The sequence below is a fragment of the Lysinibacillus sp. NPDC048646 genome (assembly GCF_050272295.1).
Taxonomy (GTDB): Bacteria; Bacillota; Bacilli; order Bacillales_A; family Planococcaceae; genus Lysinibacillus.
Genome location: NZ_JBNNLZ010000029.1, coordinates 21,759 through 42,227 on the forward strand (window position 1 = coordinate 21,759; position 20,469 = coordinate 42,227).

Here is a 20,469-nt window from a genome sequence, read left to right on the forward strand (position 1 = left end):
CAAATTAAAAAAGAATTGTTGAAATTTATAAATAATAAGCTATGATAGAAACAGTTTTCAATTACGTTTTATACAATCTAAATTTCATATAGATACATCTATAAGTGCTCGATATTATTCGAGATAATAGGGAAATCGGTGCGAATCCGATACAGCCCCCGCTACTGTAATAGCTGATGAAATCGCAAATGCCACTGTGTAACTTGGGAAGGCGCGAAAGTAAAAAGAAGCTTAAGTCAGGAAACCTGCTTAGTTGATGGCATGCAAACTTTTCGGAGGGAGAAGTTGAAGCGAGAGCGAGTACCTGATTTTATTCGTTTTTATTTGGCTTCTACAAGACCTTTACTCTTCGTCTAGAGTGAAGGTCTTTTCTTTTTCCTAAAAGCATAATGAGGGGAGAAATACAATGACAACTTGGAACTTAGAAGGCATGAAAACGCATCTTTTTATCTGCAATGGCAGTAGCTGTATGAAAAAAGATGGCGAGGAAATTACCCAAGCAATACGTGATGAAATACAGATACAAGCACTTGATAAGGAGATACATACGACAAGAACACGCTGCAACGGCAGATGTAAGGATGCATGTGTTGTGATCGCTTATCCGCAAGGAAACTGGTATCGCGTGCCAACGACAGAGCATGCGAGGGTGCTCGTGCAAGACGTACACCACGAGTCTTTACATAGTGAACACGTGTTTACACTTCGTGAAGGACTGTTACAGCGTACAGCACAAACAACAGCGATTAAAGGCATCGAAAAGGTGAAAGAGGGGTAACAAAATGGCGCAAAAAGGTAAGATTTTCGTTGTGGGCTTTGGACCCGGTGATTTTAAACATATTACAACACGAGCTGTCGAGGCACTACAACAGAGTGATTTTATCATCGGCTATAAAACGTATGTCGAGCTCATTCAAGATTTAGTGACGGCAAAGTCGATTGTTAGTACAGGAATGACCGAAGAAGTTTCAAGGGCACAGGAAGCTGTGCGTCAGGCAGAGGCAGGCAATATCGTGTCTGTTATTTCTAGTGGAGACTCTGGTGTATACGGAATGGCTGGACTTGTCTATGAGGTGTTAATCGAACTTGGATGGACAGAAGCAACTGGTGTGGAAGTCGAGATTGTACCTGGAATTTCTGCTATTAACTCGTGTGCAAGTTTACTAGGTGCACCGATTATGCATGACTCGTGCACAATTAGTTTAAGTGACCATTTAACACCGTGGAATTTAATCGCTAAACGTGTGGAAGCTGCAGCAATGGCGGATTTTGTTATTGCCCTTTACAACCCTAAAAGTGGTCGTCGCACACGTCAAATCGTAGAAGCACAACGCATTCTACTAGAATATAGATCGCCAGATACACCAGTAGGTCTCGTGAAAAGTGCCTATCGTGATCGCCAGGAAGTTACGATGACAACATTAGCAGAAATGCTTGAACATGATATTGGAATGCTCACAACAGTTGTGATCGGAAATTCATCCACATTTTTCTATGACAATAAAATGATTACACCGCGAGGCTATCAACGTAAATATACGCTTGGGGAAGAAAAACAGCCATTACGTCCACATCAGCGTCTGAAAGAAGAAAATGAACCATGGGCGATGAATCAAGAAACAGGAACAGCGCGTGCCGATTTTGCGGCAGACCCGAATGCAGGGCGCAGTAAGCCCAGTATAGCAATTACACCTGTGTCAACACCTAAAAGATCATCACTTGAAATGGCTGCAACGGCACTTGCGATGGTAAAGGGGACAAGCGCTGGCCATGTAACACCAAAGCTAGTTCAACAAAAAATTGAATCCATTTTTGAACTAGCTGTAAGTCCTGGGGTGGCAAATAAATTTTTTACGCCGCAGCAAATGACGGCTTTAGCACAAGTTGTCGGCGAACAAGGAACGATGGAATATACACCTGATCATCAAATTCATTTGAAAATTCCAACGTCGAAACCCGATGAAATTACAGCAAAACTACGGGAAGTGGGGTTTTTGCTAGCACCAATCGGTGATGTACTGTCATTAAAAGCATGTGACTTCTGTTATGGTGAAAAAGCTGACTCTATTCCATATGCCGAGGAAATTCAAGCAAAACTTGGTGGTTTAGCTTTACCCAAAACGCTGAATATCGGCTTTAACGGCTGTGGTATGGCATGCTATCGTGCAGTGTTTGACGATATTGGTATCGTCTATCGTAAAAGTAAATTTGATGTCTTTATCGGGGCAAAACCAGTGGGGCGTACAGCGCATGCTGCACAACCTGTTGTAGAAGGCTTAGAACCTGAACAACTTATGCCACTTGTTACAAACATTATTGAAGAGTACAAAGCTAACGCGCATCCAAATGAACGCTTGTTTAAATATTTCAAACGTGTGAAAAAAATATTGCATTTTACGTATCAAGATATGTCTTCAAAAATAAAAGTAGAGCCAGCTCCGTGCGGCGACTAGTGAGGAGAAAAGAGATGAAAGCTATTTTATTTGTCGGCCATGGCAGCCGTTTAGCAGCAGGAAATGATGAGGTGCGTACATTTATTGAACAAATGACTCCTCGGATCGATGCCAGCTTTTTAGTTGAAACGTGCTTCCTTGAGTTTGCTTCGCCAAACATTGAAGAAGGCATTACGAATTGCGTGAAGAAGGGCGCAACAGAGGTACATGTTATTCCGATTATTTTACTGCACGCTGGACATTCTAAGATGCATATCCCGGCAGAAATTGAGCACGCGCGTGAACATTATCCAAACATTACATTCACCTATGCACAAACGATTGGCATTCATGATGAAATTTTTGCAATACTGGAAGATCGTCTTGCAGAAACTGGCTTCAATGCAGAAGAAGAGCATAAAGATACAGCCATTCTATTAATTGCGCGTGGCGGAAGTGATCCTTATGCCAACGGTGATTTTTATAAAATCACACGTTTATTATGGGAAAAATTACCTGTTCCGATTGTGGAAAGTGCCTTTATGGGCGTAACAGACCCACGTGTTGAAGAAGGCATTGAACGCTGCGTGAAGCTTGGCGCGAAAAAGATTATTATGCTGCCATACTTTTTATTTACAGGCATCCTCATGGAACGTATGCATGGCATGCGCCAGCAATTTAACGAAAAATACCCAGACTGTGATATTGAAATTGCTAATTATTTTGGCTATCATGAGCGCCTACAAAATGTGCTGTTAGAGCGTATTGAGCAAGCTGTAAATGGGACTTCGACAGGTATGCAAGATTTAGAAAACTACCGTGCTTATGCTGCGGTGCATGGTCATGCGCATCATCACCACCACGATCACGATCATGATCACCACGACCACAATCACGATCATCATGACCACGATCACCACCATCATCCTGAAGAGGAGCCGGTGAAATGATTTTCATGTTAGCGGGGACGAGTGATGCAAGGAATCTAGCACTGGAATTGCAATCTGCTGGTCAGCAGGTGACAGCAACGGTAGTTACGGATTCAGCCGCTACGAGTCTGACAGAAGTTGGTCTCCCTCATTTAGTTGGTCGCTTGACAGCTGAAGAAATGGCCGCGATTTTAACACATCAAGGCTATCAACTTGTTGTAGACGCCTCCCATCCGTTTGCCGAGGAGGCTTCTAAAAATGCGATGGCAGCAGCGGAAAAGGCGGGTGTACCCTATATTCGCTATGAACGCGCCCATGAGCATTACGCACATCCTCTCATTACGGTTGTGAAAGATTATGAGGAAGCGGCTAACCTAGCAGCAGAAAAACGCGGTGTCATTATGTTGACAACAGGCAGTAAAACATTAGCGACGTTTACAAAAGTATTACAAGGTCTGGAAAATACGCGTGTTATTGCGCGTATGCTTCCTCGTCTCGATAATATGGAAAAATGTGAGGCACTAGGTGTGGCCCAAAGAGATATTGTGGCGATCCAAGGACCATTCTCAAAAGAATTAAACGAGGCACTTTTCCGCCAATATGACGTAACACTGATGATTACAAAAGAAAGCGGCAAAGTTGGTTCAGTTGATGAAAAGCTTGAGGCGGCACTTGCTTGTGGCATTGAAACGATTTTAATTGCTCGACCAAATATACACTACGGCCAACAGTATTCCACTTTCGAGGATTTGCTACAGGCTGTTCACAACACACTTTAGGAGGCAGGACAAATGGATTTTAAAACAGATTTCAAACCATTAACAGTAGACCCAGATAAGATTTATGATTACAGTTTCGCAATTATTGCAGAGGAAATGGGTGAACATAACTTCACAGAAGACGAGTGGAAAGTTGTTCGTCGTATTATTCATGCATCTGCTGACTTTGAGTTAGGTCGTAGTGTCATCATTACACCAGGAGCGTTAGAAGCTGGGGTTAAGTCTATCCTTGCAGGTCGTCACGTAATTGCTGACGTACAAATGATTGAAAGTGGCTCAGGGAAGAAACGTTTCCAAAAACATGGCGGGGATTTACACTGCTATATCGCAGATGAAGATGTTTCCATTGAAGCAAAAAAACAAAATACAACGCGTGCCATTATTTCGATGCAAAAGGCTACAACATTACACGAAGGTGGGATTTATGCAATCGGCAATGCACCGACAGCATTACTTGAGTTGATTCGCTTGATTAAAGAAGGTTTAGCTAAGCCGGATTTGATTATCGGTATGCCAGTTGGCTTCGTATCAGCGGCTGAGTCGAAAGAGGAGCTATTAAAGATAGAAGGTATTCCATATATTACGAATGTTGGCCGTAAAGGCGGTAGTACAGTGACGGTTGCCGCATTGAATGCCATTTCTATTCTAGCGGACGAACAGGCGAAAAAATAATGGAGCGGAAGCCAAAAAAGGATCCCAAGGACATGCGTCACGGTTATACAACGGGAGCCTGTGCAACTGCTGTAACAAAAGCTGCATTACTAGCACTGATTACAAATGAAGAACAGGAAACGACTACCATTCATTTGCCAATCGGGCGTGATGCAACGTTTACAATTGAAAAATGTACATTTGATAGCAACGCAGTAAGCTGTGAAACGATAAAGGATGCTGGTGATGATCCAGATGCAACACATAAGGCGCTCATTATCGGCACAGTAAGCTGGGCCGATACACCAGGCATACATTTAGACGGAGGAATTGGAGTCGGGCGAGTAACGAAGCCCGGCTTACCAGTTGCAGTCGGGGAAGCTGCTATTAATCCTGTACCACGCAAAATGATACATAGTACTGTACAAAGCGTGCTTGACGACTTTCAAATTGAACGTGGTGTGAAGGTCGTAATTTCCGTACCGGAGGGTGAGGAAATTGCTAAAAAAACATTAAATGGAAGGTTAGGCATTATCGGGGGCATTTCCATTTTAGGCACAAGGGGAACCGTCGTGCCTTTTTCGAGTTCCGCCTATATGGCGAGTATTGTCCAAGCCATTAGTGTGGCAAAGGCCGCCGGTTGTGACCATTTAGTGGTAACAACCGGTGGACGCAGTGAAAAGTTTGCCATGGCACAGTACCCTGAATTGTCAGAGGAAGCATTTATTGAGATGGGCGATTTTGTCGGCTTTACATTGAAACATTGTAAACGGCTCGGCATAAAGCAAGTATCGCTCGTTGGTATGATGGGGAAATTTTCAAAGGTTGCTCAGGGTGTCATGATGGTGCATTCAAAAAGTGCAGCTATTGATTTTAATTTTTTGGCTCAATTGGCAGTGGATATTGGTGCAGATGAAGACACAGTGTCCGAAGTTAGAGAGGCCAATACGGCTTCACAAGTCGGTGAAATCATGGCGGACAAGGGCTATCAGGCCTTTTTTGATCATTTATGTGAGGCATGCTGTTATTCTTCATTGCACCACACAAGGGGCGGTTTGACGCTCTCCACATCGATATACTCGATGCAGGGACAATTATTAGGAAGGGCTGATGATATTGCATCGATCGATGAAATTAATTGGGATAGGGGATAACGGACAGGAAAGCTTATTGCCACAGTATGTACAGTGGATTGAAGACTGTGAGGTTCTTGTTGGTGGTGAGCGTGTTCTTGATTTTTTTCCGAGCTTTACAGGCGAAAAAGTTGTCATTAAGGGTGGTCTTTCAGCACTTGTTGAAAGGTTATCGACCGAAACACGAAAAACCGTTATTTTAGCGACGGGTGATCCATTATTTTATGGCATCGGTGGTTATTTAGCGAAAAAGCTAGACATCGAGGTTTATCCATATATGAGCTCTGTGCAGCTAGCATTTTCGAAAATGGGTGAGAGCTGGCAAGATGCCTATGTAACAAGTATTCATGGGCGACCAATGAAGGGCTTAGCACAGCGCATTGACGGTAAAGAGAAAATAGCGCTTCTTACAGACGTTGAAAATAATCCAAATGCACTGGCACAATATCTAAAGCATTTTGGGATGACGGAATATCGCGCATTTGTTGCAGAAAATTTACAAGGCAATGATGAAAAATATGGTTGGTATTCCCTAGATGAATTACAAACGGCTATATTTTCACCACTGAATGTAGTTATTTTACAGCAAACATCCGCACCAAAACGCTATCCACTAGGCATTGATGATGAAGAATTTTCACAGCGTAAGCCAGATAAAGGGCTTATTACCAAGAAGGAAATTCGTGTGTTAAGTCTACAGGCAATGCAGTTACAAAAGGATAGCATCATTTGGGATGTAGGCACTTGTACAGGATCAATGGCTATTGAGGCTGGCAAACTATCACCAGAAGGGCAAATATTCGCGGTGGAAAAAAATGCACCTGATTTAGAAAACTGCATGCAAAATCAGCAGAAATTCCGTGTGGATATAACCGCGATTCATAGTAAAGCACCGACAGGACTTGAAAATTTCCCTGATCCAGATGCGATTTTTATCGGTGGTACAGGTGGAGAAATGGTGGAGCTATTACAGTTGTGCTGTACACGATTGAAACCGAATGGACGCATTGTCTTAAATGCAGCAACAATAGAAAATTTATATAAGGCGGTTGAAGCGTTTAAAGCATGTGGCTTTGCTGTCGATATTTTGCAGGCGCAGCTTGCACGTAGTAAACCGATTCTAGATATGACCCGTTTTGTCCCATTAAATCCGATTTTTATTATTTCGGCACATCGAAAGGAAGAGAATCATGAGTAATCTTGGTATTTTATATGGCTTAGGCGTAGGCCCTGGCGATCCAGAGTTAATTACAGTTAAGGCATTCCGTGTCATTCAGGAGTCGCCAGTTATTGCGTATCCGAAAAAATTGAAGGGCAGTAAAAGTTATGCGCATCGTATCGTAGATGTGTATATAAACCCAGAAGAGAAAGATATGCTCGGTCTCGTGTTCCCTATGACAAAGGATGAGGCTGTGTTAGAACGTGAATGGACAAAATCCGTGGAGCTTGTATATGGCAAACTGCAAGAGGGTAAGGACGTAGCGTTCGTGACGGAAGGGGACCCACTATTATATAGTACGTTCATCCATATGATGAAGCTTATGCAGGATATGCATCCAGAAGTAGAAATTCGTACAGTGCCTGGTATTTCATCATTCAATGGCTCAGCTTCGCGACTAGGTATTGCGCTTGCGGACGGCGATGATCGTGTAGCAATTATTCCTGCTCATGACGATTATGATGCTATGCGAGAAGCAATTGAAAGTCATGATGCGGTTGTTTTCATTAAAGTTGCAAAAGTTATTGACTTAATGCTGGAAGTACTGCGCGATTTAGATTTACTGGATAAGGCATCGGTTGTGACAAAGGTAACGTCAGACGAGGAAATTATTTGGGATGTTCAAGAATTAGATGGTGTCGATTTAGAATATTTAACGTTAATGGTGGTGCGTAAATAATGAAGAAAATATATATTGTCGGTGCTGGCCCTGGGGATCCAGATTTAATTACGGTGAAGGGTTTACATATGTTACAAACAGCAGACGTTGTTATGTATACAGATTCTTTGGTAAATGAAGATCTCATTGCCAAAGCAAAACCTGATGCAGAGGTTATTCGTACAGCGGGTATGCACTTAGAGGAAATGGTTGCGGTGATGGTAGATCGTGTCAATGCGGGCAAAGTAGTAGCACGTATGCACACAGGCGACCCTGCTATGTATGGTGCAATCATGGAACAAGTTGCACTATTGAAAAAAGAAGGCATTGGCTATGAGGTTATTCCTGGTGTTAGCTCAGTATTTGCAGCTGCGGCGGCAATCGGAGCAGAACTGACAATCCCTGATTTAACGCAAACGCTTATTTTAACACGTGCTGAAGGGCGTACACCTGTACCGGAGTTTGAAAAGTTACGTGATTTAGCGAGCCATCATTGTACGATTGCGCTATTCTTAAGTGCCACATTAACAAAGAAAATCGTCAAAGAATTGCAAAATGCAGGATGGGCTGATGATACACCGGTGGCAGTGATTCAACGTGCTTCTTGGCCAGATCAAAAAATTGTGCGCACGACATTAGTTGAATTAGATGAAGCAATGCGTGTCAATGGCATTCGTAAACATGCGATGATTTTAGCAGGCTGGGCATTAGATCCGAACATTCATGATAAAGATGAATACCGTTCGAAATTATATGATGCGACCTTTACGCATGGTTTCCGAAAAGGTGTGAAGACAAGTGATTGAATTGCAAGAGGGCGTTTTGCCAGAAGTTGATCAACGTAATGCTTATGCAGTTGTAGCCATTACAAAGCATGGCGTACAAATTGGACGTAGACTGCAACAAACATTTGCGGCGAGTGATTTATATTATATGAGTAAATTTGAGCAGGGCGACGAAGCGGAAAAACATATTCAGCTTTTTACTGGCACAGTGCGCCTGTTATTGCCCACATTATTTAAGCAATATAAAGGCTTAATTTTAATCATTTCACTCGGTGCGGTTGTGCGTATGATTGCGCCAATTTTACAGGATAAGAAGACAGACCCTGGTGTGGTGGTCATTGATGACCGTGGGGAAAATGTGATAAGTGTACTATCAGGTCATTTAGGTGGTGCCAATGAGCTTACACATGAAGTCGCTGCTGCGCTTGGTGCAAACCCAATAATAACAACGGCTTCGGATGTACAAAAAACAATTCCAGTTGATTTATTTGGCGCCCGCTTTGGTTGGGTATGGGATAGTGCAGACAAGCTTACGCCTGTAAGTGCCTCTGTTGTCAACGAGGAACATGTTGCGATTGTGCAAGAAACGGGTGAACGTGATTGGTGGATGCGTGAGACACCGATGCCGGAGCAAATCAAACTATATCCATCGACGCAAGCTGCGATGGAGGCGAAACCCCATGCAACATTATTGATTACGGACCGTATCATTGAGCCAGCGGAAGAAGTACTTCTTGAGAATGGTGTGATCTATCGTCCGAAATCGGTTGTGCTTGGGATGGGCTGTAATCGTGGTACGTCACTTGAAGAAATTGAACAAGTCATTGATGAGACACTTGCTGAATTAAAATTATCGAAAAAAAGTGTCAAAGCGCTGTGTACGATTGATTTGAAAAAAGACGAGCAGTGCTTCCTTGCTGTCACAAAGAAATATGATTGGGCGTTCATCACATATACACCAGCAGAGTTAAATGAAATTGATTTCCCGTCATCGTCTGACACGGTCTATAAATATACTGGCGCATATGGTGTTAGTGAGCCGGCTGCTATGCGCTATGCACAAGTGGAGTCGCTTGTGCTGCCAAAGAAAAAATCAGGGAATGCGACGATTTCTGTAGCAACATTAACATTTTAAGGAGGTAGCCTATGCAAACAAATCGTTTTGTACTTGCAGGAACTGGTAGTGGTGTTGGAAAGACGACGTTTACCATTGGTCTGATGAAAGCGTTGCAGGAACAAGGTAAAGTCGTACAAGGCTTTAAATGCGGTCCTGATTATATAGACCCTAGCTACCATACAGCTGTGACTGGCCGTGTGTCTCGTAATATCGATAGTTGGATGTTTTCGCATGATGCTGTGCGTGATATTGTCGCACGTGCAAGTATGGATGCAGATGTTTCGATTATCGAGGGTGTTATGGGTTTCTATGATGGTAAAAGCCCCTTATCTGATGCGGGATCTGCTGCTGATGTTAGTGTCATTACAGAAAGCCCTGTTATTTTAATCGTCAATTGCGCAAGTATGGCACGAAGTGTGGCAGCGGTGGTAAAGGGCTTCCAAATGCTATCTGACAAACCGCAAATTGTTGGCGTCATTGCCAATCAAGTAGGAAGTATCGGTCACTATGAGATTGCCAAAGCAGCGATTGAACAGGAGTGTGGTATTCCTGTCATTGGTTATTTAAAACGTGAAGCAGGAATTGATATGCCCAGTCGACATTTAGGGTTAATTCCTGCTATAGAACGTGGTGAGCTTGATTCGTTTTTTGACAAACTAGGGGCTTTAATGACAGAAACGATAGATTTAGAGAAATTGCTAGATTTAACAAAGGCACCAGTTCTTGAGGAAACCGGTGATTTATTTGACCAGCAGGAAGATCAGCATATTCATATTGCTGTGGCAAAGGATGCTGCATTCAACTTCTATTACGAAGAAAATCTGGCCCTCCTTCGAGCAAAAGGGGCTACGTTGCAATTCTTCTCACCTTTGGCCAATGAACCTGTGCCGATGGACGCAGACGGTCTATATATTGGTGGGGGCTTCCCAGAGGAATTTGCCGATACACTTGCTGGCAACATAGTGTCAAAGAAATCAATCTGTGAGGCCATTAACAAGGGGTTACCAACCTTAGCTGAATGCGGTGGTTTTATGTATTTGACTGAAGCCATAACGAATAGTGATGGGCAACGCTTTGACATGCTTGGTGTTATTCCAGGTGAGATAGCGATGCAAACAAAGCTTGCAGCACTTGGCTACCGTGAAATTTCCGGCACGAAAGCAAACTTTTTAATCGGTGTGGATGAAGCGGCGAAGGGACATGAATTCCACTATTCAAAGTATAGTGGTGTACATGAAACGCCAGCCTACGAAACAAAAGGACGCTTTGGCAAAAAACAAGAGGGTTATCAGGCGGGCAATTTAGTTGCTGGCTATACGCATTTTCATTTTGTATCCAATCCAAAGCTTGTCGATAACTGGTTGGCAGCTTGTAAGAGGGTGAAAAATTTTGACTAATTATTTTCCAATTCATTTAAATATCGAATATAAAACTGTAGTGATTGTTGGTGGAGGACATGTCGCATCGCAAAAGGTGGCATCCCTCTTACCAGCTAAAGCACATATAGTTATTGTGAGTCCAACATTGCACGAAACACTACAACCCCTTGTAGAAACTGGGCAAATTACATGGCGTGAAAAGGCATTTGAGCCACGTGATCTAGATGATGCATCGCTGATCATTGCGGCCACAAATAATACGACAGTGAATGAAGCGGTACAGGAATCGGCCCAGCATTGGCAACTATTAAATCGGGCAGATGCACAAGGTGAGAGTGATTTTATTACACCCGCTACTGTTCGCCGTGGTCCTCTTGTTTTGACCGTTTCAACATCAGGTGCCAGTCCAGCTTTAGCACGTAAAATTAAGGAAGATTTAGCTGAGCAATTTGATGCAGTCTATGAAGACTATGTATGTTTTTTACAGCAGGCACGTTTAATGGTTGCTACTAAGTTTGAAAAGGGCGATAAACGACGTGCAGCGCTACAAGCATTGCTTGAACCAAGTTTACTAGAGTGGACACGTAGTGGAGAGATTGATAGACGGGAAGCTTTTTTACAACACTTATTGACGGGAGAATCGTGATGAAGGACGGAATAGTGTATTTAGTAGGAGCTGGTCCGGGAGATCCAAAGCTCATTACGGTGTATGGACTTGAATGTATCCAAAAAGCTGATGTCATTGCATACGATCGTCTTGTGAACCCGAAATTGTTAGAATCAGCAAAGCAAGATGCTGAACTTGTGTACTGTGGTAAATTGCCTGGTAGACATCACCTTATTCAAGATGAAATCAATGCGCTACTTGTCGAAAGGGCACAAGAAGGCAAAGTTGTCACACGGTTAAAAGGTGGCGATCCGTTCGTTTTTGGTCGTGGTGCAGAGGAAGCCGAAATCTTAAAAAATCATGGCATTGCTTATGAAATCGTGCCAGGTATTACGGCGGGTATTGCAGCACCAGCTTACGCAGGAATCCCTGTCACACACCGCGATTTTGCCACAAGCTTTGCACTTGTCACAGGACATGGACGTGAGGAAAAAGGGCAAGATTTTTTAAACTGGCCGGCACTGGCAACAGGAATCGATACAGTTGCTTTTTATATGAGTGTTGGCAATATCTCCTACATCTCAAAAAAATTAATAGAGAATGGGCGTAAAGCAACTACGCCAGTGGCAGTGATTGAGTGGGGAACAACCGATAAACAGCGCACAATTACAGGCCAACTTGACGATATCGCTGCAATAATTGAACGTGAAGGCTATCATAATCCTTCTATGATAGTTGTAGGAGATGTTGTCAATGTTCGCGACAGAATTCAATGGTTTAAAGAGCAAGGTCTCACTATAACATGATGCAGCACAAGTCACTTGCAGCAAGATGGTATATGAAGAACGGTATGGCGCCGGAGCGAATGGAAAAGAAGGAGGAACAATCATGACAGTCATTGAAGCGTTAAGAAATCGACGAGCAATTCGAAATTACACAACACAGCCTGTTGAACAAGAGAAAATTGCACAAATTTTGCAGGCAGCTACTTTTGCGCCTAATGACCGTATGCGTGAGCCTTGGCATTTTTATGTGATGCAAGACGAAGCCATGAAGCGTTATGAAGAAATGGCTAGTGCTTATTTGCAAGAACGTTTTCCAACAAAGCCAAATCTAGTGGAAAGTTCTTTAAAAGTGGTACAAACAACGCCTGTTGCCATTGTGGTGACAGCAGATATTGTAGAAGATGATGCCGATGCAACAGCAGACAATGTCTTTGCAGTTTGCAGTGCTATTATGTCTATGTGGTTAGTAGCTGAAGAACAAGGGCTAGGTTTTGTATGGCGTACGCGAGGTGTTGGGCTTGTCCATGATGCACGTATGCATACATTTATCGGTGCGAATGAAGGTCAAAAGGTAGTCGGTACAATTTTCCTTGGCTATCCAGAAGAGCAGGAGCTAAAAGACAAGAAGCGTACGCCATTTGAAGAAAAAACAACGTGGCTTTAAGGGAGGCATGAAGAATGGCTAGAAAAGGCTTGTTATTAGTATACACTGGTGAGGGTAAGGGAAAAACGACTGCTTCACTAGGTGTAACCTTACGTGCAGTAGGTCGTGGTTTAAATGTGAGATATATGCAATACATTAAATCACCAGAACGTACGTATGGCGAGCAAATCGCCCTGCGAAAGCTCGGTGTAGAAATGGAGCAAATGGGCATAGGCTTCACTTGGACAAAAACGCCAGAGGAGCATCGCGCAGCCCTTGCAAAAGCTTGGAAAAAAACAAAGGTAGCTTTGCAAGATGACAGCATTGATTTACTTGTACTAGACGAGTTAAATAATGCTTTAGCAATCACAAAGTTTCCAATTGATGATGTGCTTCCATTAGCTGAAGTGATTGAAGCCATTCAACAGCGTCCTACAACGATGCACCTTGTGGTAACAGGGCGTAGTGCAAATCCAGCGCTGATGGCAATGGCGGATTTAGTATCAACAATTGATGCGACAAAGCATTATTATGATGAGGGAATTCCGGCTGTTAAAGGACTAGAATTCTAAGCAGTAAAAAGTTGAATTCCCGCTGCGTAATCTGCGGGAAGGATGAGAAAACCTGCGGAACTGTGCAGAATACCCGCGTTTCAGTAGGAAAAACCCGCGGAACTGTGCAGAATACCCGCGTTTCAATAGGAAACCCGCGGAACTGTGCAGAATACCCGCATTTCAGTAGGAAAAACCCGCGGAACTGTGCAGAATACCCGCGTTTCAGTAGGAAACCCGCGGAACTGTGCAGAATACCCGCGTTTCAGTAGGAAAAACCCGCGGAACTGTGCAGAATACCCGCGTTTCAGTAGGAAAAACCCGCGGAACTGTGCAGAATACCCGCGTTTCAGTAGGAAACCCGCGGAAAGGATGAGAATACCCGCGGAACGGAACAGAACCCCCTCGCTTCAACTATAAAAACGGAGGAAAAAAGACTATGCCAGCAAAATCTATCATGATTCAAGGAACGTCTTCTGATGTTGGGAAAAGTATGATTTGTACAGCACTGTGTCGTATATTTTCGGACGATGGACTAAAGGTAGTACCGTTTAAATCGCAGAATATGGCGCTTAATTCATTTGTCACACAGGATGGCGGAGAAATTGGTCGTGCACAAGGTGTACAAGCGGAGGCAGCACGTGTTGTCGCGACGACAGATATGAATCCTATTTTGCTTAAGCCAAAGCAAGACATGATTTCTGAAGTCATAGTACATGGCAAACATTTTTTGAACATGGACGCCAAAAGTTATCGCAATAATTTCGTACAGGAAGCAATGCCAATCGTTGAAAAGTCTGTACGGACTTTACAGAATACATATGACGTCATTGTGCTTGAAGGAGCGGGAAGTCCAGCAGAAATCAATTTAAAGGACCGTGATATCGCGAATATGCGCATGGCTCATTTAGCAGATGCAGCGGTTGTTCTAGTTGCTGATATCGATAGAGGCGGCGTGTTTGCGTCGATTGTTGGCACGCTTGCCTTGCTAGACGATGCAGAACGTGCACGTGTCAAAGGGCTGATCATTAATAAATTCAGAGGGATGCGTGAATTACTTGATGATGGCATTGACTGGGTAGAGCGTGAAACGGGCATTCCTGTACTTGGTGTTGTGCCGTATGTAGAAGTCAATATTGAGGCTGAGGATTCGCTTGCACTATCTTCATTGCGCTTTAAAAAGCCAAAAGCAGGGGAGTTTGCAGTGGATGTGGCAATGATACGCTTGCCGCGCATCTCGAACTTTACGGATGTTGATCCATTTTTCGATGAGCCGGAGGTTGGTGTACGTTTAATTGGCAATGTCAATGAGCTTGGTACGCCCGACTTACTTATACTACCTGGAACAAAAAGTACAATAGATGATTTAGCATGGTTAAAGGCACAGGGCTTTGATCAAGCGATCGCTAATTTACGCGAACGGGGCACAAAAATTATTGGCATTTGTGGTGGCTTCCAAATGCTTGGCGAAACGTTACTAGACCCTGATGCAGTAGAAGGCAATGGCGACTCAGCCGAAGGTCTAGGGCTATTACCTATGGAAACCGTTTTTGTTGGCGATAAAAAAACGGTTCAAATGACAGGAACAAGAGGACAGGATACGCTTACAGGCTATGAAATTCATCTTGGACGTACAAAGATTTTGCGTGATGAAGTAGCACCATTTTTACAACTTACAGATGGGCGAGAGGACGGGGCAGTAAGTGCTGATGAACAAGTAATCGGCACATATTTCCACGGTTTATTCCATAATCGCTCCTTTACACGACAACTTGTCAATGACATTCGCATGAAAAAAGGGCTCGCTGCATTACCAAGTGATGTAAAGAGTGACGCAGAACGTAGAGAGGACGCTTACAATATGCTGGCAAAGCATGTGCGTGCTAATCTCGATATAAAAAAAATATACGAAATCATGAAATTAGAGGTACCTGTATGACAAGAAAGGGACCGTTAGCCATTAATTACGAGGCATTATGGCAGGAAGGTATGAAGGACTGGCATGGGCATATGCCTGAAAGAATGGTCAATGATCAATTAGAGGAGCAATTTTGGGCGCAGTCGATTGCCCGTAAAAATGCTGGACAAACGGATCCTTATGCTGCGTGTATTTTTGAAGAAATTAAAGGAACTATTCAGCCAGAACATTCAGTCCTTGAAATCGGACCTGGCTGGGGTAATTATACATTTCCACTTGCTGATCATGTTCACGAGCTGACATGTGTCGATAGCTCAGAAAGTATACTGACGTATTTACAAAGTTGCTTACAAGATCAGGAACATGTTTCTTATGTTTACGCAAAATGGGAAGCGCTTGGTGAAAATGACTTGAAAGCGCATGATATTGTCATTGGTGTCAATTGTTTTTACCGCATGTATGAAATCAAATCGGCCCTTTACCATATGAATCGTCTTGCTAAAAAACGTGCGATTATCGGGATGACGACAGGCCCGATCCAACCGCATTATGAAATATTGCATGCAAAGTATGGCTATGATATCAAGTTTCCACGAAGAGATTATATTGAATTTTTAAATTTGCTGTATGAGATGGACATTTATGCAGAATGCAAAATACTTCCGTTGAAACGTGTATATGAATACGAAACGTATGAGCAACTTGTTACGACACAGAGTAAAAAAATACTGAATTCGGATTTTAGTAGAGCTCATATTGAAGAGTCGCTCGCACCGTTTATAGAAGAAAAGGATGGACGTTTTTATTACCGTCATGATTTCCATGCTGCACTTGTGTCTTGGGAACCGAAATAAAGTGAAACTTCAATCCGTGGGGGTTATCTTCATCCCCCACGATAAATAGAGGAACACAAGCTAAAACCTTCATATCCTGTGAAAAAGCTTGTGTGACCAACATCCTGTTGCTGACGCTTCGCTTTCGCACAAAAAACATCTGTCGCTGCCGCTTCGCTTTCGCACATAAAACATCTGCCGCCGCCGCTTCGCTTTCGCACATAAAACATCCTGTTGCCCCGAACCAATCGGGCTTTTACGGTCAGTTGATCGCCACCTAGTTGACTCGTTGTCATCTTTCAACTTGAGGTGGGCGTCTTGTACCTGACGCTTCGCTTTCGGAACAGATAAATTACTGACCGTTAATGCGGGATAAAGAAAAAACCTTTGGAGAAAGCTTGCCACCAAAGGTTTTTCTTATTTTCAGCAATAGGGTACAATAGAACGACAGAAAAAGAATTGAGGTGGCATATGTGCAACTACATTTTTTAGGGACAGGCGCAGGCATGCCTTCAAAAGAGCGTAATACGAGTGCTCTAATGGTAAAGCTTCTAGATGAAATTGGTGAAATGTGGCTTTTTGATTGTGGCGAAGCGACACAACACCAAATATTGCAAACTTCCTTAAAACCACGTAAAGTAACGAAAATATTTATCACACATTTGCATGGCGATCATATTTTTGGTCTGCCAGGATTTCTTAGCTCTCGTTCCTTTCAAGGAGGAGATGAGCCATTAACAATTTTTGGACCAGTAGGATTACAGCAATGGGTTGAGCAAACATTGGCATTGTCGAAAACCCATTTAACGTATCCACTGCAGTTTGTAGAAGTACAAGAAGGCGTTATTTACGAAGATGTACAATTTACTGTACGAGCAAGTGAATTACGTCATGTTATACCATGTTTTGGTTACCGAATTGAGCAAAAGGAATTACCGGGAGAATTGCTCATGGAGAAAGTCCAAGCTTTCGGCGTGCCAAAGGGTCCACTGCTCGGCCAGTTAAAGAGAGGGAGCAATGTTGAACTTGAAAATGGCACAATTATCAAAGCTACTGATGTTGTAACACCTCCGAAAAAAGGCTTCACGCTTACTATTTTAGGCGATACAAAATTCTGTGAAGAGGCGATAACGCTTGCAGAGCAGGCAGATATTGTGATTCATGAAGCGACGTTCGATGGCGATACAACGCAATTGGCTGCAAACTATGGACATTCCACAAATGTGGAAGCCGCTAGGGTTGCAAGTCGAGCAGATGCAAAATATTTACTCCTCAATCATTTAAGTGCCCGATTTTTGCCACATGATCTGCCAATTTTCCTAGCGCAAGCTCAAGAAATTTTCCCACATACATTCCTAACGTATGATCAAGCAGTGTTCACTTGGAATAGTAATAAATTATTTTAAAATAATTGTATAGAAGTATTGAATCAAGCCATATAGAAAAGGCACCTTTTTTGATGATAATTCATTAGAAAAGGTGTTTTTTCATCACTTCAACAGGGACTAAAGTGCTAAATATAAGAAAAATATAATAGTGTAATTCATTAAATGAAGGCTAATTTCTAACAAAAACGTGCTAAATTGACCTTGGAATTGTAATTTTATAGCGATTTTATGGGGATTATCTATACAAAATGGATTTATATTGTATGATGAAATGAAAAAACCGTATTCGGGGGGATAGGCAATGGAGAAATCTATGAAATGGAAAATGATGTTGGTAATTATGGGCATGGTGGTGATAGTAATTGGCGCATTTTCTATTTATATTTTTCAAGCAACTAATAAAAGTGTAAAGAATAATGGCGAAGCTCTTGCCAACTCGATTGTTATGGGAATGGAAGGGGCTATTCAAGCGAGGGCAAAAGCAGAAGAAATTATGGAAAAAGAAATGATTGCCGAATCAGTGATGGCTTCGTACATTATTGACAAAGGTGCTACATATGAAGACTTAAAGGCTATTGCTGAACGCGGTGGTATTGATGAAATTTGGAGTACCGATGATCAGGGGAATACGACCGTCACATCAGTAGCACCATCAATTGACTTTAACTTTGGCTCGGATCCTAACGGACAAGCGGCAGAATATATGCAGCTATTAGATGGACGTGCCACAGAAATTGTCCAAAAAGCACAAAATCGAGATATAGATGATAAGTTTTTTAAGTTTGTTGGTGTTAGTAGCTGGAATCCAGCTACACCGAAGATTGTACAAGTAGCTCGACATGGACTACAGCTATTAGATTTAGAAGCAAGTATTGGTAGTGAATATTATATAAAGGAACTAAACAAATATTTGTCTTCAACTGTGCTATTTGCCGCGGTTGTAAATGACGCAGGAAATTCCATGGTTGCAACAGCGGACAAAGATTTAGCGGATATTGGGTTTACAAAGGAGAAATTTAGCACGAATGCACCTGAGTTTTCTGGAAGATATGAAGGAATACGCGTGACACAATATGTGAAGCCACTATCAAATGGTACATATTTGGCGATTGTTGTTTCAAACGCAATTCTCTCAAATATTTTAATAGGTACAATTATTGCTGCTGTAATTGTAGTCTGTGTGATTTTCTTTACAACGAGTCTAACAATTTCTAGACAAGTTTCACGTATTTTAAGTGTACGTAATTCATTAGAGGAGATTAGCAGAGGAGAGGCTGATTTGACGAAGCGAATTAATGTAACGTCAAAAGATGAGATTGGTCAATTGGTGAAATCTTTTAATGGAATGATGGAAAACTTCCAGCAAATTATGTGTGGCTTGAAACAGGAGGCTTTGCAAATTAAAGAAGCCACCTACAGTATATATGAGAATGCCCATCATACATTTGATTCATCCGAAGTTATTCAAAAAGAATCAAGACAGGTTGCTCAAGCTTCATTTGCCCAACAAAAAAATACTGAAGATAGTGCTCATTCCATGGAAGAATTGGCAAGAGGTATTCAACATATTTCACAATCAATTGCAGAAATTTCTTCGATTTCTCGTAATACAGAGGAAAATTCGAATGATGGTCTTCAAACGATGAATCGTTTACTAAAACAATTAGTAGAGGTATATGAAAAAACAAATATATCAGTTTCACGTACAGAGAATTTAGAAAAACTATCAGAAAAGATAGGCGAATTTACAAATGTTATTACAGGCATTTCCGATCAAACAAATTTACTCGCATTGAATGCGTCTATTGAAGCAGCACGAGCTGGTGAATCAGGGAAAGGTTTCGCCGTTGTAGCGGAAGAAGTCCGAAAATTAGCTGAAGAATCGAAAGAGGCTGCTGAACGTATTTCACAAGTTGTAGTGAATGTACAAAATGAAACGACTGGAATCGTAAAAGCTATTCATTCAACAGCGAATGTATTAAATACTAGCCGTGCCATTGCAAACGAGGCACAGCATTCTTTTCAAGGTATTTGCAATGACGTTCAGGTTTTAGCAGATCAAGTGGATATCGTATCGAGTGCAACTGAAGAAATCGCCGCAAGTACAGAGCAAGTAACGGCTACGATGGAGGATGTTTCTAATTTGACAAAACAGACGTCCGCAAGTGTAGATGCCGTTGCACAAATGGCCCAAGATCAAGCTACAAGCATGAATGAAATGACCACTATCATCGAAATATTAAATACAACCGCAACTAACTTACAGCACTCGGCAGGTAAATATAAAGTTTAAATTATACGATGATAGAGTGCGCGTGAAATATAGAAATATAGTGCGTTTAATAGATGATTTACGTATAATTGAGTAAAAGGGGAGTGGTTATATGAGTCAACAAAAAATGCCACCAGCTGTTTTACGTTTACTTGTTATTTTTCCAAACGTGCTGAGCTATGTACTATTAGGCGGGCTTATTATTTATGTCACAACAAACTATGAAGTACTTAAGTCAACAGAAAGCTTGAAAGTATGGCTTATCTTTATTGCAGTCCTTGCACCAGCAGCTGCTTTTACTACATACAGTATTGTCAAGAAAATTCGTGCTGGTCTTATGTAACTACCAGATGAATTCAACACACGCCATTGGTAGATATTCTACGAATG

The 20,469-nt window shown here is 42.2% G+C and carries 21 protein-coding genes and 1 riboswitch; of the genes, 20 read left to right on the top strand and 1 reads right to left on the bottom strand.

All coding sequences use genetic code 11. The annotated features are described in order from the left end of the window. The first annotated feature begins 85 nt into the window (after positions 1–85). Positions 86–268, top strand: a riboswitch (cobalamin riboswitch). A gap of 138 nt (positions 269–406) precedes the next feature. The 17 genes from ACQKII_RS21380 to ACQKII_RS21460 all read left to right on the top strand — a co-directional run bounded on the left by ACQKII_RS21380 (position 407) and on the right by ACQKII_RS21460 (position 16,440). Further along, complete coding sequence (locus tag ACQKII_RS21380; RefSeq protein WP_427462471.1) at positions 407–778, top strand: (2Fe-2S) ferredoxin domain-containing protein; 372 nt, start codon at positions 407–409, stop codon at positions 776–778. A gap of 4 nt (positions 779–782) precedes the next feature. Next, complete coding sequence (gene cobJ / locus ACQKII_RS21385) at positions 783–2,453, top strand: precorrin-3B C(17)-methyltransferase (protein WP_427462472.1); 1,671 nt, start codon at positions 783–785, stop codon at positions 2,451–2,453. Positions 2,454–2,467: 14 nt separating this feature from the next. After that, the gene (locus tag ACQKII_RS21390) at positions 2,468–3,382 is read left to right on the top strand and encodes a sirohydrochlorin chelatase (RefSeq protein WP_427462473.1); all 915 of its coding nucleotides are present in this window, start codon (positions 2,468–2,470) and stop codon (positions 3,380–3,382) included. Beyond that, positions 3,379–4,140, top strand: a complete 762-nt coding sequence (cobK, locus tag ACQKII_RS21395; RefSeq protein ID WP_427462474.1) for a precorrin-6A reductase — start codon at positions 3,379–3,381, stop codon at positions 4,138–4,140. Before ACQKII_RS21390 ends, cobK begins: the two co-directional genes overlap by 4 nt. A 12-nt stretch (positions 4,141–4,152) precedes the next feature. Then, a complete protein-coding gene (locus tag ACQKII_RS21400) occupies positions 4,153–4,812 on the top strand; it encodes a precorrin-8X methylmutase (RefSeq protein ID WP_427462475.1) in 660 nt (219 codons plus the stop codon). Continuing rightward, a complete protein-coding gene (locus tag ACQKII_RS21405) occupies positions 4,812–5,945 on the top strand; it encodes a cobalt-precorrin-5B (C(1))-methyltransferase (protein ID WP_427462476.1) in 1,134 nt (377 codons plus the stop codon). Before ACQKII_RS21400 ends, ACQKII_RS21405 begins: the two co-directional genes overlap by 1 nt. Further along, positions 5,902–7,122 (top strand): precorrin-6y C5,15-methyltransferase (decarboxylating) subunit CbiE, encoded by a 1,221-nt coding sequence (gene cbiE, locus ACQKII_RS21410; protein WP_427462477.1) that lies wholly within the window; start codon positions 5,902–5,904, stop codon positions 7,120–7,122. The genes ACQKII_RS21405 and cbiE overlap by 44 nt, the downstream gene beginning before the upstream one ends. Further along, positions 7,115–7,822 (top strand): precorrin-2 C(20)-methyltransferase, encoded by a 708-nt coding sequence (gene cobI, locus ACQKII_RS21415; protein WP_427462478.1) that lies wholly within the window; start codon positions 7,115–7,117, stop codon positions 7,820–7,822. The genes cbiE and cobI overlap by 8 nt, the downstream gene beginning before the upstream one ends. Continuing rightward, on the top strand, positions 7,822–8,607 hold the full coding sequence (gene cobM / locus ACQKII_RS21420) for a precorrin-4 C(11)-methyltransferase (RefSeq protein ID WP_427462479.1): 786 nt from the start codon (positions 7,822–7,824) through the stop codon (positions 8,605–8,607). The genes cobI and cobM overlap by 1 nt, the downstream gene beginning before the upstream one ends. Beyond that, positions 8,600–9,721, top strand: coding sequence for a cobalt-precorrin 5A hydrolase (locus ACQKII_RS21425; protein WP_427462480.1), 1,122 nt, complete (start codon positions 8,600–8,602; stop codon positions 9,719–9,721). The genes cobM and ACQKII_RS21425 overlap by 8 nt, the downstream gene beginning before the upstream one ends. A gap of 11 nt (positions 9,722–9,732) precedes the next feature. After that, positions 9,733–11,100, top strand: a complete 1,368-nt coding sequence (locus ACQKII_RS21430; protein WP_427462481.1) for a cobyrinate a,c-diamide synthase — start codon at positions 9,733–9,735, stop codon at positions 11,098–11,100. Then, the gene (locus ACQKII_RS21435) at positions 11,093–11,728 is read left to right on the top strand and encodes a precorrin-2 dehydrogenase/sirohydrochlorin ferrochelatase family protein (protein ID WP_427462482.1); all 636 of its coding nucleotides are present in this window, start codon (positions 11,093–11,095) and stop codon (positions 11,726–11,728) included. The genes ACQKII_RS21430 and ACQKII_RS21435 overlap by 8 nt, the downstream gene beginning before the upstream one ends. Further along, complete coding sequence (cobA, locus tag ACQKII_RS21440) at positions 11,728–12,495, top strand: uroporphyrinogen-III C-methyltransferase (protein WP_427462483.1); 768 nt, start codon at positions 11,728–11,730, stop codon at positions 12,493–12,495. The genes ACQKII_RS21435 and cobA overlap by 1 nt, the downstream gene beginning before the upstream one ends. Before the next feature lie 82 nt (positions 12,496–12,577). Next, entirely contained in the window at positions 12,578–13,138 is a 561-nt protein-coding gene (locus ACQKII_RS21445) for a nitroreductase family protein (protein WP_427462484.1), read from the top strand. A gap of 14 nt (positions 13,139–13,152) precedes the next feature. After that, a complete protein-coding gene (locus ACQKII_RS21450; RefSeq protein ID WP_427462485.1) occupies positions 13,153–13,689 on the top strand; it encodes a cob(I)yrinic acid a,c-diamide adenosyltransferase in 537 nt (178 codons plus the stop codon). Positions 13,690–14,107: 418 nt separating this feature from the next. Beyond that, entirely contained in the window at positions 14,108–15,607 is a 1,500-nt protein-coding gene (locus tag ACQKII_RS21455) for a cobyric acid synthase (protein WP_427462486.1), read from the top strand. Further along, entirely contained in the window at positions 15,604–16,440 is an 837-nt protein-coding gene (locus ACQKII_RS21460; protein WP_427462487.1) for a class I SAM-dependent methyltransferase, read from the top strand. Before ACQKII_RS21455 ends, ACQKII_RS21460 begins: the two co-directional genes overlap by 4 nt. 29 nt (positions 16,441–16,469) lie before the next feature. Here the strand turns inward: ACQKII_RS21460 and ACQKII_RS21465 are convergent, their stop codons facing one another. Then, on the bottom strand, positions 16,470–16,640 hold the full coding sequence (locus ACQKII_RS21465) for a hypothetical protein (protein WP_427462488.1): 171 nt from the start codon (positions 16,638–16,640) through the stop codon (positions 16,470–16,472). 252 nt (positions 16,641–16,892) lie between these two features. Here ACQKII_RS21465 and rnz point away from each other — a divergent pair, with 252 nt between their 5' ends. The 3 genes from rnz to ACQKII_RS21480 all read left to right on the top strand — a co-directional run bounded on the left by rnz (position 16,893) and on the right by ACQKII_RS21480 (position 20,422). Beyond that, positions 16,893–17,825 carry a ribonuclease Z gene (gene rnz / locus ACQKII_RS21470; protein WP_427462489.1) on the top strand — a complete coding sequence of 311 codons (933 nt, stop codon included), beginning with the start codon at positions 16,893–16,895 and terminating at the stop codon, positions 17,823–17,825. A gap of 283 nt (positions 17,826–18,108) precedes the next feature. After that, positions 18,109–20,100, top strand: a complete 1,992-nt coding sequence (locus ACQKII_RS21475) for a methyl-accepting chemotaxis protein (RefSeq protein ID WP_427462490.1) — start codon at positions 18,109–18,111, stop codon at positions 20,098–20,100. A 91-nt stretch (positions 20,101–20,191) separates the two neighbouring features. After that, positions 20,192–20,422, top strand: a complete 231-nt coding sequence (locus ACQKII_RS21480) for an acyl-phosphate glycerol 3-phosphate acyltransferase (protein WP_427462491.1) — start codon at positions 20,192–20,194, stop codon at positions 20,420–20,422. The last annotated feature ends 47 nt before the right edge of the window (positions 20,423–20,469 follow it).